General features: G+C 60.3%; 10 protein-coding genes. 1 reads left to right on the top strand and 9 read right to left on the bottom strand.

The annotated features are described in order from the left end of the window. Positions 1-2: 2 nt before the first annotated feature. Positions 3-1,334, bottom strand: coding sequence for a hypothetical protein (locus CUJ91_RS20760; protein ID WP_114157006.1), 1,332 nt, complete (start codon positions 1,332-1,334; stop codon positions 3-5). Between the two features lie 1,081 nt (positions 1,335-2,415). Here CUJ91_RS20760 and CUJ91_RS20755 point away from each other — a divergent pair. Continuing rightward, positions 2,416-3,381 (top strand): hypothetical protein, encoded by a 966-nt coding sequence (locus CUJ91_RS20755; RefSeq protein ID WP_244231086.1) that lies wholly within the window; start codon positions 2,416-2,418, stop codon positions 3,379-3,381. A gap of 50 nt (positions 3,382-3,431) precedes the next feature. Here the strand turns inward: CUJ91_RS20755 and narI are convergent, their stop codons facing one another. The 8 genes from narI to CUJ91_RS20715 form a co-directional block, all read right to left on the bottom strand. Further along, on the bottom strand, positions 3,432-4,163 hold the full coding sequence (gene narI / locus CUJ91_RS20750; RefSeq protein WP_114157004.1) for a respiratory nitrate reductase subunit gamma: 732 nt from the start codon (positions 4,161-4,163) through the stop codon (positions 3,432-3,434). Next, positions 4,160-4,885 carry a nitrate reductase molybdenum cofactor assembly chaperone gene (gene narJ / locus CUJ91_RS20745; protein ID WP_114157003.1) on the bottom strand — a complete coding sequence of 242 codons (726 nt, stop codon included), beginning with the start codon at positions 4,883-4,885 and terminating at the stop codon, positions 4,160-4,162. Before narJ ends, narI begins: the two co-directional genes overlap by 4 nt. Continuing rightward, positions 4,882-6,405: a nitrate reductase subunit beta gene (gene narH / locus CUJ91_RS20740; RefSeq protein ID WP_114157002.1), complete on the bottom strand. Its 1,524-nt coding sequence runs from the start codon at positions 6,403-6,405 to the stop codon at positions 4,882-4,884. The genes narJ and narH overlap by 4 nt, the downstream gene beginning before the upstream one ends. Continuing rightward, on the bottom strand, positions 6,402-10,184 hold the full coding sequence (locus CUJ91_RS20735; protein WP_114157001.1) for a nitrate reductase subunit alpha: 3,783 nt from the start codon (positions 10,182-10,184) through the stop codon (positions 6,402-6,404). The genes narH and CUJ91_RS20735 overlap by 4 nt, the downstream gene beginning before the upstream one ends. Before the next feature lie 19 nt (positions 10,185-10,203). Continuing rightward, positions 10,204-11,643, bottom strand: coding sequence for a NarK family nitrate/nitrite MFS transporter (locus CUJ91_RS20730; protein ID WP_114157000.1), 1,440 nt, complete (start codon positions 11,641-11,643; stop codon positions 10,204-10,206). Continuing rightward, positions 11,640-12,962 (bottom strand): MFS transporter, encoded by a 1,323-nt coding sequence (locus tag CUJ91_RS20725; RefSeq protein WP_114158013.1) that lies wholly within the window; start codon positions 12,960-12,962, stop codon positions 11,640-11,642. Before CUJ91_RS20725 ends, CUJ91_RS20730 begins: the two co-directional genes overlap by 4 nt. A gap of 170 nt (positions 12,963-13,132) precedes the next feature. Then, complete coding sequence (locus tag CUJ91_RS20720) at positions 13,133-13,855, bottom strand: response regulator (RefSeq protein ID WP_114156999.1); 723 nt, start codon at positions 13,853-13,855, stop codon at positions 13,133-13,135. Then, positions 13,852-15,786, bottom strand: coding sequence for a type IV pili methyl-accepting chemotaxis transducer N-terminal domain-containing protein (locus CUJ91_RS20715; RefSeq protein WP_114156998.1), 1,935 nt, complete (start codon positions 15,784-15,786; stop codon positions 13,852-13,854). The genes CUJ91_RS20720 and CUJ91_RS20715 overlap by 4 nt, the downstream gene beginning before the upstream one ends. Between the last annotated feature and the right edge of the window lie 18 nt (positions 15,787-15,804).

Below are 15,804 nucleotides of genomic sequence, written 5' to 3'. Positions count from 1 at the left end.
GTTCAGGTGTCCGCGTGGCCGGACGTGAAGCTGGTGAACGCGTTGTACGGTGCGTCGATTGCCTTACCGTCGACCATTATGCCGTACGTGTTGTTTCCGCTATCCAGAACGTAGTACATGACCGACTGGATGTTGTGGGTCTTTCGGGCATTGTAGAACGCGGCGAGTCTGTCCGAGATGTAAGTCCCGCGATAGCTCTCCGACTTCTCCGGCCCGGTGTTCCACTCGGTGACAATCAGCGGCACGCCGTAGCGGGCCTTGCAATACGTGGCCAAGTCGAAGCCCGGTCCCGCACCGTCGGTGCCGACGTTGAACAGGTCGCCGTATACTTCATAGTTGTGCCACGTCGTGACGTCCCAACGCACCGTCGGATGGCCCCCGCTGCCGTCCGGCTGCCGGCCTTCCCATAGTGCATCCGAGGCGCCCACGTCCGCCACGCAGAAATTGATCCCGCACTTCGCGGACGGCTGCGCCGACTTCACGCCGTCGATCATGCCGCGCATGACACCGCGCATGATCGGCCAGTTCTGATTGTTGAAGTCGCTCGCCTTCGAACCCGCGTACGTGAAGTCCACCACGGTTGCGTCTTGTCGCGTCAACTCGTTGCCGCACTCGTAAATCGTCACGCCATACGGCTTCAACGCGTTAGCGACGGTTGCGCCGACCGAATAACCGCGATTGTAGGCAACGGATTCGCTGCCCATCAGGCCGCCCGATTCATACACGCCCTGGTCGATCAGCACGAGCAGCGTAAGTCCTGCCGACTGAAACGCTTGCGCAAGCTTGACGACCGCATTCAGATCTTTCGGATCGTCGGTCACGCCAACGCGATAGCTCGTGCAATTCATCCCCTTCAGAATCGACACGACCTGTTCCGGCGTATACGTGTAGTCAGCGTGTCCGTTCATACCGTAGAAGCTGCCCGGAATGGGCGCCACGTCGATACGCGGGTCGCTGCAATGCAGCCATTTTTCGGGCACATCATCCGCGTTCACATAGAACTGACCGCCGGTGCCGCAATGCCATATCTTGCCGCCATACCAGAGCACGAGCGACACGCTATACGTATTGCCGACCGTCGAGCCGTTGCGGTAAATCACGCCGTTGACGAGCGTCCACACGTCGCCGTAACCGTCAATGATCGAAGCGGCTCCCGGCATCACCGTACCGTTTGCCGAGGCGTTCGCGGCCGAGACTTTCGCCATTGGACTCGCGGAGGCCTTTGCTGTTGAACCCGTGCTGCCGTCGCCGGAGCCACCGCCGCCGCACGCGCTGAGAAGATAGCTGCCGGCCAGGGCCGTCAAGCCGCCGAGGAATTGTCGTCGTTTCACCATGTTTGTTTTTCCCACTGTCGAGAAAGTTCTCGATAAAAAATCAAAAGATGAGTTTGTGAAGTTCGGTAGAACCTGCGATTATTCAAAAAAACAATTGTTATTAATTCGTTGTGCTTATCTATGCACAATTGCATGCTGCGCCATCGGCACTTTGCATAAGTGCGATCACATTGCCGGAGACAACGTGGAATAAATCGGTTGGCGGTAGAAAAAGCTCCGCCCGTCGCGATGCGCTCGACGCCGCGATTCGTTAATGGACCACCTGGAAACGCCACTGCGAGACAGCTGTTACCGGTCACTCGCTCGGAAAGTTGTTCGCTTCTCCGTGGCGACCGGGGTAAATCGTACCCGGTAATGCTGGACAGGTCACACGGAAATCGGTGCTTTTGGGGCAAAAAGCAGGAATCTTTCCGAGAACTTCGCGTAACGCAAAAATTCCTGCTTTCAGATGATGATCGGAAGATTAGATGGACGGCGCGTTAGTGCATCCGACCCTAGGACAATTGTTCTCTTTTCCATCAGCTTGCAGTAAGTCTTTCTTTCTAGCGCAGAAGTGGTGCACGCCATAGGAAAAATTAACCATCATCAGACGAAAGCCGATCTAACAACGCACGCCGCCTAGGCAACGACGGATGGAATTTTCCGCATTCAATCATCCGACGAAATTTCCTTTCTCGTGGTTAACGCTATTCGAGCGCATTCAAGCGGGGTGCGAGTCGTTGGCAACTGACAAAAACAACCTAGCGTTCGCAAACTGGGCAACAAGCAAGGCTCTCAACAAGCGAGATTAAAACCTCCCTCGCAAATAGATATATAAGCACCTGACAGCATGCATTAATGGCTATTTGACCTATTAGCAAACCCGCACACCGCATCAAGAACACGACAACTGCGTTTAGTGCGTCAACACACGTACGCGCCGATCGCGCCGCTATAGTGTTGAGTGCCGTGCGCTAATCCCCTCACACCGACCCTTGTTTCTCTTGCGCCGCGGCCATCTGCACACTACCTTCGTTGTACATACTCTGGTGACTATCGGATAGTGTCCGCGAATCGATCCTGCAAACATGCTCTTGCGCCTCTGTCGGCGCTTCTATTCGGCGCTCTCGCCGGCTTTTCTTCTTGCGCACAGGCGCAGGAGTTCTCGCTACTGGCGGGTCCCCTTTTTAGTGCAGGCTCGAATACCTACTCGTGGAGCGCGACGTATCGCGAAGGTTTGGGGCGCTACGCAGCGTGGAGCTTTTCCTGGCTCAACGAAGGGCATCTGCCCAACCATCATCGTGACGGACAGGCGCTGCAAGCTTGGGGACGTATGCCGCTATGGAACGATCGCCTCGAATTGTCGGCGGGCGCCGGGCCATACCGGTACTTCGACACCACCGCGGCAAGCGCCGGGGGCGATTATTCGAACACCCACGGCTGGGGCGTATTGGCTAGCCTGCGCGCCGCCTATTATTTCGACCGACGCTGGATTGCCCTCGCCCAACTGAATCATGTACATGCGTTCGGCGGTCCCAACACGACCGCACTGCTATTCGGCGTCGGTTATCAACTCGAGGCGTCCGGCGAGCCGGGCCCGCGCGAGCGACCCGTACCGCGAAGCTCGAACGTGACCAACAACGAGCTAACAGTCATGTTCGGCAAAACGATCCTCAACAGCAACGAGTCAGAATCGGCGAGTGCGGGAAGCCTTGAATACCGGCGCGGCTTATGGCGCTATGTCGACGTGAGCGCGTCATATCTGCACGAAGGCGGCCACATTCAATCGCGGCGCGACGGCGTCGCCGTGCAGTTATGGGCAACGCGCGCATTCTTCGGCGACAGCCTCACGTTATCGGCGGGCGTTGGTCCTTATGTTGCGATCACGCAGACCGACAACCTTCCGCAAGACCGCACGGGCGACGGCCGCGTTTCCGCGCTCTTCGCCGTGTCCGCGAGCTATCGGTTCGGCTCGCGCTGGCTCGCCCGCGTGACGTGGAATCGCGTGGTCACCCGCTATAACCGCGATACGGATTTGATCGAGGGCGGCATCGGTGTGCGGTTTTGATCTCGCGCCATCGGGCACCGAGCACGCGCGAACGTAAGCGACATCCGCTGCTAGCCGCGGCGTTGCTGCTGCGGCACCTGCCGGCCCGCCCGCAGATTCATCCGTCGATCGCGAACTAACTGCCACGGCCGCAACGCATACGCGAGCGAAGCAAAGCCGCTCCATACATGCACCAGCCGCGTGAACGGGAAGATCAGAAACACCGTCATGCCGAGCACCATATGCGCCTTGAAAACCCAGCTCACGCCGTCGAGCAGTTGCACCGCGCCTGACCTGAACGTCACGATGTGCTGCGCCCAGCCGGCGAGCCTGAGCATCGTACTGCCATCAAGATGTTGCGCGGACAACGGAATCGTGCCAAGCCCCAAAACCAGTTGCACCCACAACAACACGAGCAGAACAATGTCGCTCGTCTTCGACGTCGCGCGAATACGCGGATCGCCGAGACGCCGGCGCAACAACAGCGTCACGCCGATCAGCGCGAGCAGGCCGGCAATTCCGCCGGAGACCATCGCGACGATCTGCTTCGTGCCCGCGCTGATGAACGGCTCGTACACGAAGTGCGGCGTCAACATGCCGAAGAAGTGCCCGAATAGCAGGAACAGCACGCCGATATGAAACAGATTACTGCCGCAACGCAGCGTGCCGGAGCGCAGTAGCTGCGACGAATCGCTTTTCCACGTGTACTGCTCGCGGTCGTAGCGCAGCAGGCTGCCGACCAGAAACACCGTGACGCAGACATAGGGATAGATGCCGAAGAGAAGCGTGTCGATAGCAGTCATAGCAAGCCTTCCTTGCGCACAGCGAAAGAAGTGGCGTCGCGCCGAACGAACTGAATGGTCCGAACATCGGGCGCGTAATGCGAACCGCTTGGCGAGCATCCGCCAAATGCGTCGGGCTCGCGCCATTCGTCATCGATCGCAGGTTCGGCAGGCGCTCGCGCAACGGCATCGGGCGGCTGCACCGGCTCGCCCGCGAGATCCAGCGTCGCCGCCACCGCTGCGGCATAGGGACTGTGCTGACACACGAGCGCCGCATGAATCGATTGCAACAGATGCGCCATCTCGGCCAGGAACTCGCGCGCCGTATGCTGCGGCTGCATCGCGGCGAATTCGAGAACGACCGGCAGGTAATCCGGCAATTCATCGGCGGTGAGAAACATACCTTGTTGTGCGTACGTTTGTTGCAGATCGATCAGCGCGGGACCGCGCTCGCGCGAATCGCCGTGCACATGTTCGAATAGATGAAGCGACGTTCGCCGTCCGCGATCGAATGTGTCGACATATAGCGCTTCGGCGTCCAGCGCGTCGGCGTCTTGCAGAGTGTCGATCAGCGAGACGACGGCTTCACGGCTCTCGTCGGAAAGCGCCCGCTCTGATGACTGCAGCGCAACGCGCAGATCCGGCAAAGCCGCGCGCAGCTCGGCGCCGGGATAGTCCAGTAACGCCGCCAGCACGCGAGCGGCCACATGATGAGCGTCACTATTCATGTCGGCCCGTTTCATACCTGCTCCCTGATCGGAATGGTGCGTCTCTTCTTGCCGCCGAACAGGCTTGTCTCGCCAACGCCATCCGAACATCCGTTGCCGAATGAGAAGCCGCAACTACCCTTCAGGTCATAAAGGTTCTCCGCGTATTCACGATGCGTGCCCGGCACCATAAAGCGGTCCTCATAACTTGCGAGCGCCATGACGCGGTACATGTCTTCCACTTCGTCGCGGCTCAAGCCGACCTGCTCGAGCACGGCCAGATTCTCGCAGCCGTCGACATGCTTGCCGCGCTGATACGTGCGCATTGCCAGCATTCGTTCGAGTGCGCGGATCACCGGCGCTTCGTCTCCGGCAGTCAGCAGATTGGCAAGGTACTTGACCGGAATACGCAGTTGCGTGACGTCGGGTATTTCGCCGTTCGCGCTTATATGTCCTTCGCTTGCCGCGGTGGTGATCGGCGACAGAGGCGGCACGTACCAGACCATCGGCAGCGTGCGGTACTCCGGGTGCAAGGGTAATGCGACTTTCCACTCCATCGCCATCTTGTAGACGGGGCTTTTCTTCGCCGCTTCGAGCCACGCGTCCGGAATGCTATCGGCGCGCGCCTGAGCAATTACGCGCGGATCGTGTGGATCGAGAAACACGTCGAGTTGCGCCTGATACAGGTCAGTCTCATGTTCTACCGACGCCGCCTTTTCAATTTCGTCCGCGTCGTATAACAGCACGCCGAGATAACGAATGCGCCCGACGCAGGTTTCCGAACACACCGTTGGCTGACCGCTTTCAATTCGCGGATAGCAGAAGATGCACTTCTCCGCCTTGCCGGACTTCCAGTTGTAATAGATCTTCTTATACGGACATCCCGACACGCACATGCGCCATCCGCGGCATTTGTCCTGGTCGATCAATACAATGCCGTCTTCTTCGCGCTTATAAATTGAACCCGAAGGACAACTCGCGACGCACGCCGGATTCAGGCAATGCTCGCACAAGCGCGGCAAGTACATCATGAAGGTGTTCTCGAACTGACCGTAGATGTCCTTCTGCACGTCGTCAAAGTTCTTGTCCTTACTGCGCTTCTCGAACTCGCCGCCGAGAATCTCCTCCCAGTTCGGCCCCCACTCGATCTTCTGCATCCGCTTGCCTGTGAGCAGGCTGCGCGCTCGCGCAACAGGCGGCGCCTTGCTTTCCGGCGCGGCCTGCAAGTGCTCGTAGTCGAACGTGAACGGCTCGTAATAGTCGTCGATTTGCGGCAGATTCGGATTCGCAAAGAGCCGCGACAGCACCTTGAGCCGGCTCCCTTGGCGCGGTTCAATCGAACCGTCCGCATTGCGTTTCCAGCCGCCGTTCCATTTGTCCTGGTTCTCCCACTGCTTCGGATAGCCAATGCCCGGCTTCGTCTCCACATTATTGAACCACGCGTATTCGACGCCCTCGCGGCTCGTCCAGACGTTCTTGCACGTCACCGAACACGTATGGCAGCCGATGCACTTGTCGAGGTTGAGCACCATGCCGATCTGTGCGCGAATTTTCATGTGCGATCTCCGTGTGTCGCGATAACCGGTTCGTCGTCGAGCCAGTCGACTTTCGCCATCTTGCGCACGACAACGAATTCGTCGCGATTCGTGCCGATGGTCCCGTAGTAGTTAAAGCCGTAGCTAAGCTGCGCATAGCCGCCGATCATATGCGTGGGCTTAAGCACAATGCGCGTGACCGAGTTGTGAATGCCGCCGCGTGTTCCGGTTATTTCAGAACCGGGTACATTCACGATCTTCTCCTGCGCGTGATACATCATCACCATGCCGGGATTCACGCGTTGACTCACTACCGCACGCGCGGCAATCGCGCCATTGATGTTGAACAGTTCAACCCAGTCGTTATCTTCGATGCCGGCCCTTTTAGCGTCGTCTTCGCTGAGCCAGATCACCGGGCCGCCGCGATTGAGCGTGAGCATGAGAAGGTTGTCGGCATACGTGCTGTGAATGCCCCATTTCTGATGCGGTGTAATGAAATTGAGCGCGATCTCCGTGTGCCCATTCGGCTTGCGGCCACGCATCGGCGATGCGGCTTTCAGATCCACCGGCGGACGATAACTCACGAAGCTCTCGCCAAATTCGCGCATCCACGAATGATCCTGATAGAACTGCTGGCGGCCCGTCAGCGTGCGCCACGGAATCAATTCATGCACGTTGGTATAGCCGGCCGTGTACGACACTTTCTCGCTTTCCACACCGCTCCAGGTCGGCGAAGAAATGATCTTGCGCGGCTGCGCCTGAACATCGCGATAACGAATCTTCTCGTCCTCGCGATGCAGCGCGAGATGCGCGTGATGGCGGCCCGTGATTTTCGAAAGCGCGTCCCACGCTTTTACCGCGACATGGCCGTTCGTTTCGGGCGCGAGCATCAGCACGACTTCGCATGCGTCAATATCGCTGTCGATCTTCACGAGTCCGCGCGTCGCGCCTTCTTCATTGACGATGCCGTTCAGTTCGGCGAGTTGCGCGGTCTCCGTACCGGTCTGCCACGCAATGCCCTTGCCGCCGTTGCCGAGCTTGTCCATCAGCGGGCCAAGAGCCGTGAAGCGGCGGTATACGTTCGGATAATCGCGTTCGACCACGCTCACCTGCGGCGCGGTCTTGCCGGGTACGAGTTCACACTCGCCGCGTTTCCAGTCGCGCACATCGTACGGTTGCGCGAGTTCGGCGGGCGTGTCGTGCATTAGCGGCGTGAGCACGACTTCTTTCTCGACGCCGAGATGACCGATGCAGACTTCGCTAAAAGCCTTCGCAAAGCCTTTATAGATCTCCCAGTCGCTGCGCGCCTGCCATGCCGGATCGACTGCGCTCGACAGCGGATGAATGAACGGATGCATGTCGCTCGTATTCAAATCGTTCTTTTCGTACCACGTCGCGGTCGGCAGCACGATGTCCGAATAGAGACACGTCGTGCTCATCCGGAAGTCGAGCGTGACGAGCAGATCGAGTTTGCCTTCCGGCGCCGTGTCGTGCCATGTGACTTCGCGCGGCTTTGCGTCGTCGTCGCCGAGATCTCGGCCTTGCACGCCGTGAGTCGTGCCGAGCAGATGCTTGAGGAAGTACTCGTGCCCCTTGCCCGACGAGCCAAGCAAATTGGAACGCCAGACGAACATGTTGCGTGGCCAGTTGTCCGGATGATCCGGATCCTCGCAACTCATCTTCAGCGTGCCGTCTTTCAGCCTTCGCGCGACATAGGCTTTTGCATCGATGCCCGCTGCCTGTGCGTCGCGCGCCACCTGCAATGGATTGGTCTGCAATTGCGGCGCCGACGGCAACCAGCCCATGCGTTCGGCGCGCACGTTATAGTCGATTAACGAGCCGCCGTCGTGCGCGCGATCCGCGAGGGGCGAACGAATTTCTTCTACGCGGAGTTTTTCATAGCGCCATTGATCCGTATGCGCGTAGAAGAAGCTGGTGGAATTCATCTGCCGCGGCGGCCGAATCCAGTCGAGTGCAAAAGCGAGCGGCGTCCAGCCCGTTTGTGGACGCAGCTTCTCCTGACCGACGTAGTGCGCCCAGCCGCCGCCGCTTTGACCGATGCAGCCGCACAGCATCAGCATGTTGATCACGCCGCGATAATTCATATCGCTGTGATACCAGTGATTCATTGCGGCGCCGATAATCACCATCGACTTACCCTGCGTCCGGTCCGCATTGTCCGCAAATTCGCGCGCCACTAAAATGGCCTGCTCGCGCGGCACGCCGGTTATGCGCTCCTGCCACGCAGGCGTATACGGCACGTCGTCGTTGTAATCGCGCGCGCCGCCGAAGCCGCGATTCACGCCGTAGTTAGCGGCCAACAGATCGAACACGGTGGCGACGAGTACTTCGCGGCGCTCGCCGTTCTTGCCGAGTGCAATGCGCGCGACCGGCACCTCGCGCACGAGTACATCGGCGTGTTTGCTTGCGGTGAAATGCGGCGTGTCGATGCCGCCGAAGTACGGAAAGCCGACCGTGACAACCTCATGCGCTTGCGCGCCGTCTTCCGCGACGGAGAGCTTCAGCTTCACTTCTGCGCCATGCCGCGCTTCTTTTGCTTGGAGATTCCAGCGCCCTGCGTCGCCGCGGCCTTCCGCGCCCCAGCGAAAGCCGATCGAACCATTCGGCAACACGAGCTTGCCGTCGACGTTGAACGCGACCGTCTTCCACTCGGGGTTATTGTCCTGGCCGAGCACGCCGTTGAAATCGTCGGCGCGGAGATAGCGGTCCGGCACCATGATGCGGCGGCCGTCGGCCAGCGTCTGCTCTTTTAGTTGCACGAGCAACGGTAGATCGGTATAGCGGCGCGCATAGTCGTCGAAGTACGCGCTGCGCCGCTCGAAATAGAACTCGCGCAGAATTACGTGGCCCATCGCCATCGCGAGCGCGGCGTCGGTGCCCTGGCGCGGGTGCATCCACAGGTCCGCCAGTTTGCTGACTTCCGCATAGTCGGGCGTGACCGCGACGGTCTTCGTGCCGCGATAGCGAACCTCGGTGAAGAAATGCGCGTCGGGCGTGCGCGTCTGCGGCACATTCGAGCCCCACGCAATGATGTAACTCGAGTTGTACCAGTCAGCCGATTCCGGCACATCGGTCTGCTCGCCCCACGTTTGCGGACTCGAAGGCGGCAGATCGCAATACCAGTCGTAGAAACTCATGCAGACGCCGCCGATCAGACTCAAATAGCGGCTGCCCGCTGCATAGCTGACCATCGACATCGCCGGAATCGGCGAGAAGCCGATAATGCGATCCGCCCCATGCTTCCTGATCGTATAGACGTTGGCCGCGGCGACGATCTCATTGACTTCGTCCCAGCTCGCACGCACAAACCCACCGAGGCCGCGCTGACGCTGATAGTCGCGACGTTGCGCGTCGTTCTCCACCACCGCCGCCCATGCATCGACGGCACTCATCGCCACCGCACGCGCGGCGCGCCAATGCTTGAGCAGCCGCGCTCGCACGAGCGGATACTTGACGCGGTTCGCGCTATACAGATACCAGCTATAGCTCGCACCACGCGCGCAGCCGCGCGGCTCGTGATTCGGCAGCTCGGCGCGCGTACGCGGATAATCGGTCTGCTGCGTTTCCCACGCGACGATGCCGCCTTTCACGTGAATCTTCCACGAGCATGAGCCTGTGCAATTCACGCCATGTGTCGAGCGCACCACCTTATCGTGCTGCCAGCGTGCGCGGTACGCGTCTTCCCAAGTGCGGTCCTCTCCGGTCGTCACGCCGTGGCCTTGCGCGAAGCGTTGCTTGCGCTGCGAGAAGTATTTAAGTCTGTCGAGAAAGTGGCTCATTGTGTAGGTCCGTTTTCGATTAACACGACATGCCCGCATTGCGGCGCGCGTAGAACCACCACGTGAGCCCAATGCACAGCAAATAGAAAACAATGAAGCAGTACAACGCGAGTTCCGGGCCGCCGGTCATCAGAATGGAACTGCCATAACTCTTCGGAATAAAGAACCCGCCGTACGCGCCGATTGCGCCTGCAAAACCAATTGCGGCCGCGCCTTCGGTACTGCCTTCACGTGTCGCATCGGCGAGCGCATTCGCATCGCCCGCGGGCACGCCACACAGGCGCAGATTCGAAAAGATCACCGGAATCATGCGGAACGTCGAACCGTTGCCGATGCCGGTCGTGAAAAAGAGCAGCAGGAACATCGCAAAGAAGCCTGTGAAGCTGCCATCGCGCGGACCCCAGGCGAGCGAGAACGACGAGCCGCCCGTCTTTGGCAGAAAGTACAGAACGCCGACGACCGCGAGCGCCATCACGACGAAATTCCACAGCGTCACGCGCGCGCCGCCGAGCCGGTCCGCGAGCCATCCGCCGAACGGCCTGATGAGTGCACCGACGAACGGCCCAAGCCATGCATACGTCAGCGGATTCACGCCGGGAAACTGGCTCTTGATAAGCAATGGAAAGCCGGCTGCATAGCCGATAAACGAGCCGAAGGTGCCGAGATACAGCGTGCACATCAGCCAGTTATGACGGCTCCTAAAGATGGTTGCCTGCGCAGCGAACGACGCCTTCACATCGGCGAGATCGTTCATTCCGAACCATGCTGCAAGCGTTGAAATGGCGATACACGGCACCCAGATAAACGCCGCGTTCTGCATCCACACTTGCGACGTGTGCCCGGCCTTGACGAGCGTCTGCGGCTCGCCGCCGAAGATGCCGAGCATGCCCGCCGTTACCACGAGCGGCGACAGAAATTGCACCGCCGACACGCCGAGATTGCCAAGCCCGCCATTCACGCCGAGCGCAGAACCTTTGCGTTCCTTCGGGAAAAAGAAACTGATGTTGGCCATGCTCGAACTGAAGTTGGCGCCGCCGAGGCCGCATAACAGCGCAAGCAGCAGCATCGTCGGATAGCTCGTCGTGTTGTCCTGCACGGCGAAGCCGATACCGATTGCGGGAATCAACAGCGACGCGGTGGAGATCGTGGTCCAGCGTCGCCCGCCGAATATCGGCACCATGAACGAATAGAAGATGCGCAACGTCGCGCCGGACAATGCGGGCGCGGCAGCCAGCCAGAACAGTTGATTGGTCGAATAATTAAATCCAAGCGACGGCAAGCTCACCGCCACCACGCTCCACATTTGCCAGATGACGAAGGCGAAAAAGAGCGCCGGCACCGATATCCATAGATTGAGCTTCGCGACGGCCTCGCCTTCGCGCCGCCAGAATGCTTTATCTTCGGGTGTCCAGATCTTCAGCGTGCGGCCGGCCCGCGCGCGTGCTGTCGAGATATTCATGATTCCGTTTCCGCAGGTTGAGAGCCGACAGTTCGCACAGGCTGTTCCGACGAGACGGGCGGAATTGCCGCGAGTACGTCTTTCGTGCGAACTTCGGTGAAGTACATCCAGATGAGCGAGACCCACACCACGCCGTAAAGCAGCATGAAGGCGCTCGAACGAATGCCGGTGAAGTCGACCAGCAGGCCGAAGAGAATCGGCAGCAGAAAGCCGCCCAGGCCGCCCGCGAGCCCGACGATGCCGGAAATCGTGCCGATGTTGTCCGGGTACTCGTCGCCGATGTACTTGAAGACGCTGGCCTTGCCGAAAGCGAATGCGATGCCGAGTACGAACATCAGCACCGTGAAACCGATCACGTTGAGGCCGATGTCGAAGCCTTTAGCGCCGGTCACCGTGGTAATGATCAAATGCGTGCGCGGATAGCTGAGCAGGAACAGGCACACCCAGCTCACCCACATCACCCACCACGTCACGCGGTGCGCGCCATAACGGTCGGAGAGCCAGCCGCCCACCGCGCGCAGCACGCCGCCCGGCAGCGAGAAGCACGCGGCGAGCAGCGCCGCGACGCGCAGGTCGAGACCATATTCGCCGACGTAGTACTGCACCATCCACAGAGACAGCGCGACGTAACCGCCGAATACGATGCTGTAGTACTGGCAGTACTTGAGCACCGTCGGGTCTTTCAACGCGCGCAACTGGTCGACGAAACGCACGTTCTGCGAGACCAGATGCGACGGGTCGCTGCTGCTGAGAATCCAGAACACCACAGCCGTAACCAGCATGATTACCGCGTAGACCTGAGGGACCATCGCCCAGCCGAATGCGACGACGATTGCGGGCGCAACGAACTTGTTCACCGCCGCGCCGGAATTGCCCGCGCCGAAAACACCCATCGCGAGGCCGCGCTTTTCTGGCGGAAACCAGCGCGCCACGTAGGGCGTGCCGACCGAAAACGAGCCGCCTGCAAGGCCGACGAAGAGACCGATCACGAGTAGCTGCCAATAGGCGGTGGCATAGCTCATCAGCCAGATCGCGGGCGCCGTGGCGAGCATCAACGCGGTCATGACAATGCGGCCGCCATAGCGGTCGGTCCAGATGCCGAGCGGCACGCGCACCAGCGAACCGGTGAGCACCGGCAATGCGGCGAGCACGCCGAACTCGGTCTCGTTCAGATGCAGCGAACGGCGCAGCGGAATGCCCCCGACGGCGAACATCATCCACACCATGAAGCACACCGTGAATGCGAGCGTGCTGGCGATCAGCACGGACAAGGCGCGCCGGCGAGATGGGCCGTCGGTTGCTGTCGATGTCTGTGTCATGAAACGAACTCCGCTTTTCATGACATCGACTTTGGACTCTCACCGCATTCGCGAACATCCTTCGAATGGAGGGTCTCAGCGCGGCAAAAGAACTACCGCGGACTAACTACTTTTAGGCAAGACGTAGTTCTTTCGAACTATGGGTGGAAGTTGATAGCGTTGAGTTGATGCTATGCAGCCGTAGGCCGACCGATTGCATTGACCGTTGCATACACCGCGGCCTGCACTCGCGAAGTCAGCTTCAGTTTGCGCAGAATGTGCTGGACGTGGATCTTGACCGTCGTTTCCGAAATGGCAAGCGCGCGAGCAATTTCCTTATTGCTCGCGCCGCGCGCGATGTAGGTGAGGATTTCCTGCTCGCGTATCGACAGCGCGGGCTCAGGCTCGGAGCCATGTTGCGCTTCGGGCTTGAGCGTTGCAGGATCATCATCGGTGATTGAACTGGCGTCGCCCTCGCCTGCGTTCGCCATCGCGCGATAGGCTTGCACCAGCTTGCCCGTCATCTCCGGGCTCACGACGGACTCGTCGCGCATGGTACGCACGATCGAATCCGCGAGCGCCTCGGCATCGACCGTTTTCAGCAGATAGCCGCGCGCGCCCGCGCGCAGCGCGGCGCCCAAGTCGCGCTCGTCCTCGCTAACAGTGAGCATCAGAATACGCGCGTGAGGCGCTGCTTCGCGCAGATCGTTCAGTGCGTCCACGCCGTTCACGCCCGGCAGATGATTGTCGAGCAGGATCACGTCGGGTTGCAATTCGCTCGCGCGGCGTTGCGCTTCGCCTGCGTCGGCAGCTTCGCCGGCCACGCTAAAACGCGCGTCGTGGGCGAGCAGCGCGATCAGGCCACGCCGGAACAACGTGTGATCGTCGACGACGAGCAAGCGGATTGCAGTCATATCGTTCTGCCCTTGTAAACCGGTTGGTTAGTCCGCGTACACGTGTCTCCGCGATGCTGCGGCAACGTCAACGTCACACAAGTGCCCTCGCCCGGCACCGATTCGACCACCACCCGCGCGCCGATACGCGCGGCCCGCTCGCGCATGATGCGCATACCGACATGCGTCTCGCCGAGCGTATCGCGTGCGGCATCGAAGCCCTGACCGTCGTCGCGCACCTCGAAGCTCCACGCCGGAGTCTGCTGCACCTCAAGCCACACTTCACGCGCGCGAGCATGTTTGCGCACGTTCGACAGCGCTTCCTGCAGCACATGCAGGACTTGCACCTTGACATCGGCGTCGAGCGGCAAGCCATGACCTTGCATCGATAAATGCGTGGTCAGCCCCGTTTGATGTTCGAACTTGCGCAGCGTCGTTCGTAATGCGGGCTCCATGTCCTCTGCATTTCCGCGAGTGCGAAAGTGAACCAGCAGTTCGCGCACGTCGCCGGTACTTTCGCGCACGCCTGCATCGAGTTCTTCGACGATCCGTGCAACCGACGCATCCGTATGCGCGGGCAACGCATCGCGCAGCAATTGCACCTGGATTTTTAGGAACGCGAGCGACTGCGCGATCGAGTCGTGCAGTTCGCTCGCGAGCAACGCACGTTCGCCGGAAACCGCCGCTTCGCGCTCGAGCGCCGTGACGCGCAGGTTTTCCATTTCGGTTGCAAGGTGACTCGAGAGCGCGTCGAACAGATCGCGGTCTTGCGCGGACAACGCTATTTCGTCGCTGAAGAAGAGATCGATTTCGCCGAGCGGACGCTGATGCAAGATCACGGGCACCGACACGAGCGTCGCGTAACCGGCGCGCGCGCAGTGGCCGAGAATCGCCGCACCTTCGGCGAGAACCGGAATCACGCGCGCGCCAGGTTCGGTGCGCGGCTCGCCGCATAGACAGCTACGCGAGGTCAGGCACTGCTCGTCTTCGATCATGAAGCGCGGCAAGCCGTCGCTTCCCAATAGCAGATACCGTTCGTTGCCCTCGTCGGACCAGCGGATCGCGACCGAATCGGCTCCGGCAATGCCCCGCATGCGTCGCGCGAAACCGTGCGCCAATACGTCGAGCGTGCTGGCCTCAGCCGCGAACGCGCTGATTTCGTAGAGCGCCGCAAGCCGCGCGCGCTCGGTTTCGAGGCTTGCAGTCTTCTCGCTGACTTTTTGTTCAAGCTCCGCATAAAACTGCTGAAGATTGCGGGCCATGCGGTTAAAGCCGGCCGACAACTGACCGAACTCGTCGTGTGACGCGACTTGCACGCGCATCGAGAAATCGCCCTCCTCGATGCGAGCGAGGCCGCCGGTCAAACGCGACACGGGCTCGAGTACAAGCAGATGGCCGATGTACAGCAGCGCCCATGCACTGCCGATAGCCAGCACGAGCAGCGCAATCTGCACAACGTTGAGAATCGACGTCCAGCGCGCGAGTTGCGCTTCTATCGACGTGTCGAACGCGTCGATCATCTCGACGAAGGTGTTCGCTTCGCGCAGTATGTCGGTGGATGCGGACGATGGCGCGTCGCGCGCCTTCGCCGCATCGATCCAGATGGGCCGCAATGCCTGCCACTGCCGTTGCACGTTAGCAAAACGCGCGCGAGCTTCGTCGTTCCAAGGCACCGACAGCGGACGCGCCGGATCGCCGACGCGTAGTAGTTCAAGGCTCTTATCGAATTGCGTAGCCAATGCGTCGACGCGCTCGGGCGCTTCGCGCAACATCAGCGCCGCGCGATAAGTCTGCATGCGCATGCGGCCCGCTTCGTTGATGGCGGCCGCGCCGCCGTCCAGTTGCAACGTGATCCACAACGTCACGCCGATGGATGCCAGCGCAAGCGCAAGCAAGGTCGCGACGACGACCGCAAGCTTGGTGGTGAGCGGCCACGAAGAGACGGGGCGCACAAGGCTTCCGACGTCTAC

The sequence above is a fragment of the Paraburkholderia graminis genome (assembly GCF_003330785.1).
Lineage (GTDB): Bacteria > Pseudomonadota > Gammaproteobacteria > Burkholderiales > Burkholderiaceae > Paraburkholderia > Paraburkholderia graminis.
The sequence above is the reverse complement of the archived record's forward strand: the minus strand, read 5'-3'. Positions and strand labels throughout refer to the sequence as shown.

What these genes read in the sequence shown, in the direction of transcription:
- narI (WP_114157004.1), bottom strand. Translation starts at nt 4,163, where the DNA reads ATGACTGCTATCGACACGCTTCTCTTCGGCATCTATCCCTATGTCTGC.
- CUJ91_RS20730 (WP_114157000.1), bottom strand. Translation starts at nt 11,643, where the DNA reads ATGAATATCTCGACAGCACGCGCGCGGGCCGGCCGCACGCTGAAGATC.
- CUJ91_RS20760 (WP_114157006.1), bottom strand. Translation starts at nt 1,334, where the DNA reads ATGGTGAAACGACGACAATTCCTCGGCGGCTTGACGGCCCTGGCCGGC.
- narH (WP_114157002.1), bottom strand. Translation starts at nt 6,405, where the DNA reads ATGAAAATTCGCGCACAGATCGGCATGGTGCTCAACCTCGACAAGTGC.
- CUJ91_RS20735 (WP_114157001.1), bottom strand. Translation starts at nt 10,184, where the DNA reads ATGAGCCACTTTCTCGACAGACTTAAATACTTCTCGCAGCGCAAGCAA.
- narJ (WP_114157003.1), bottom strand. Translation starts at nt 4,885, where the DNA reads ATGAAACGGGCCGACATGAATAGTGACGCTCATCATGTGGCCGCTCGC.
- CUJ91_RS20720 (WP_114156999.1), bottom strand. Translation starts at nt 13,855, where the DNA reads ATGACTGCAATCCGCTTGCTCGTCGTCGACGATCACACGTTGTTCCGG.
- CUJ91_RS20725 (WP_114158013.1), bottom strand. Translation starts at nt 12,962, where the DNA reads ATGACACAGACATCGACAGCAACCGACGGCCCATCTCGCCGGCGCGCC.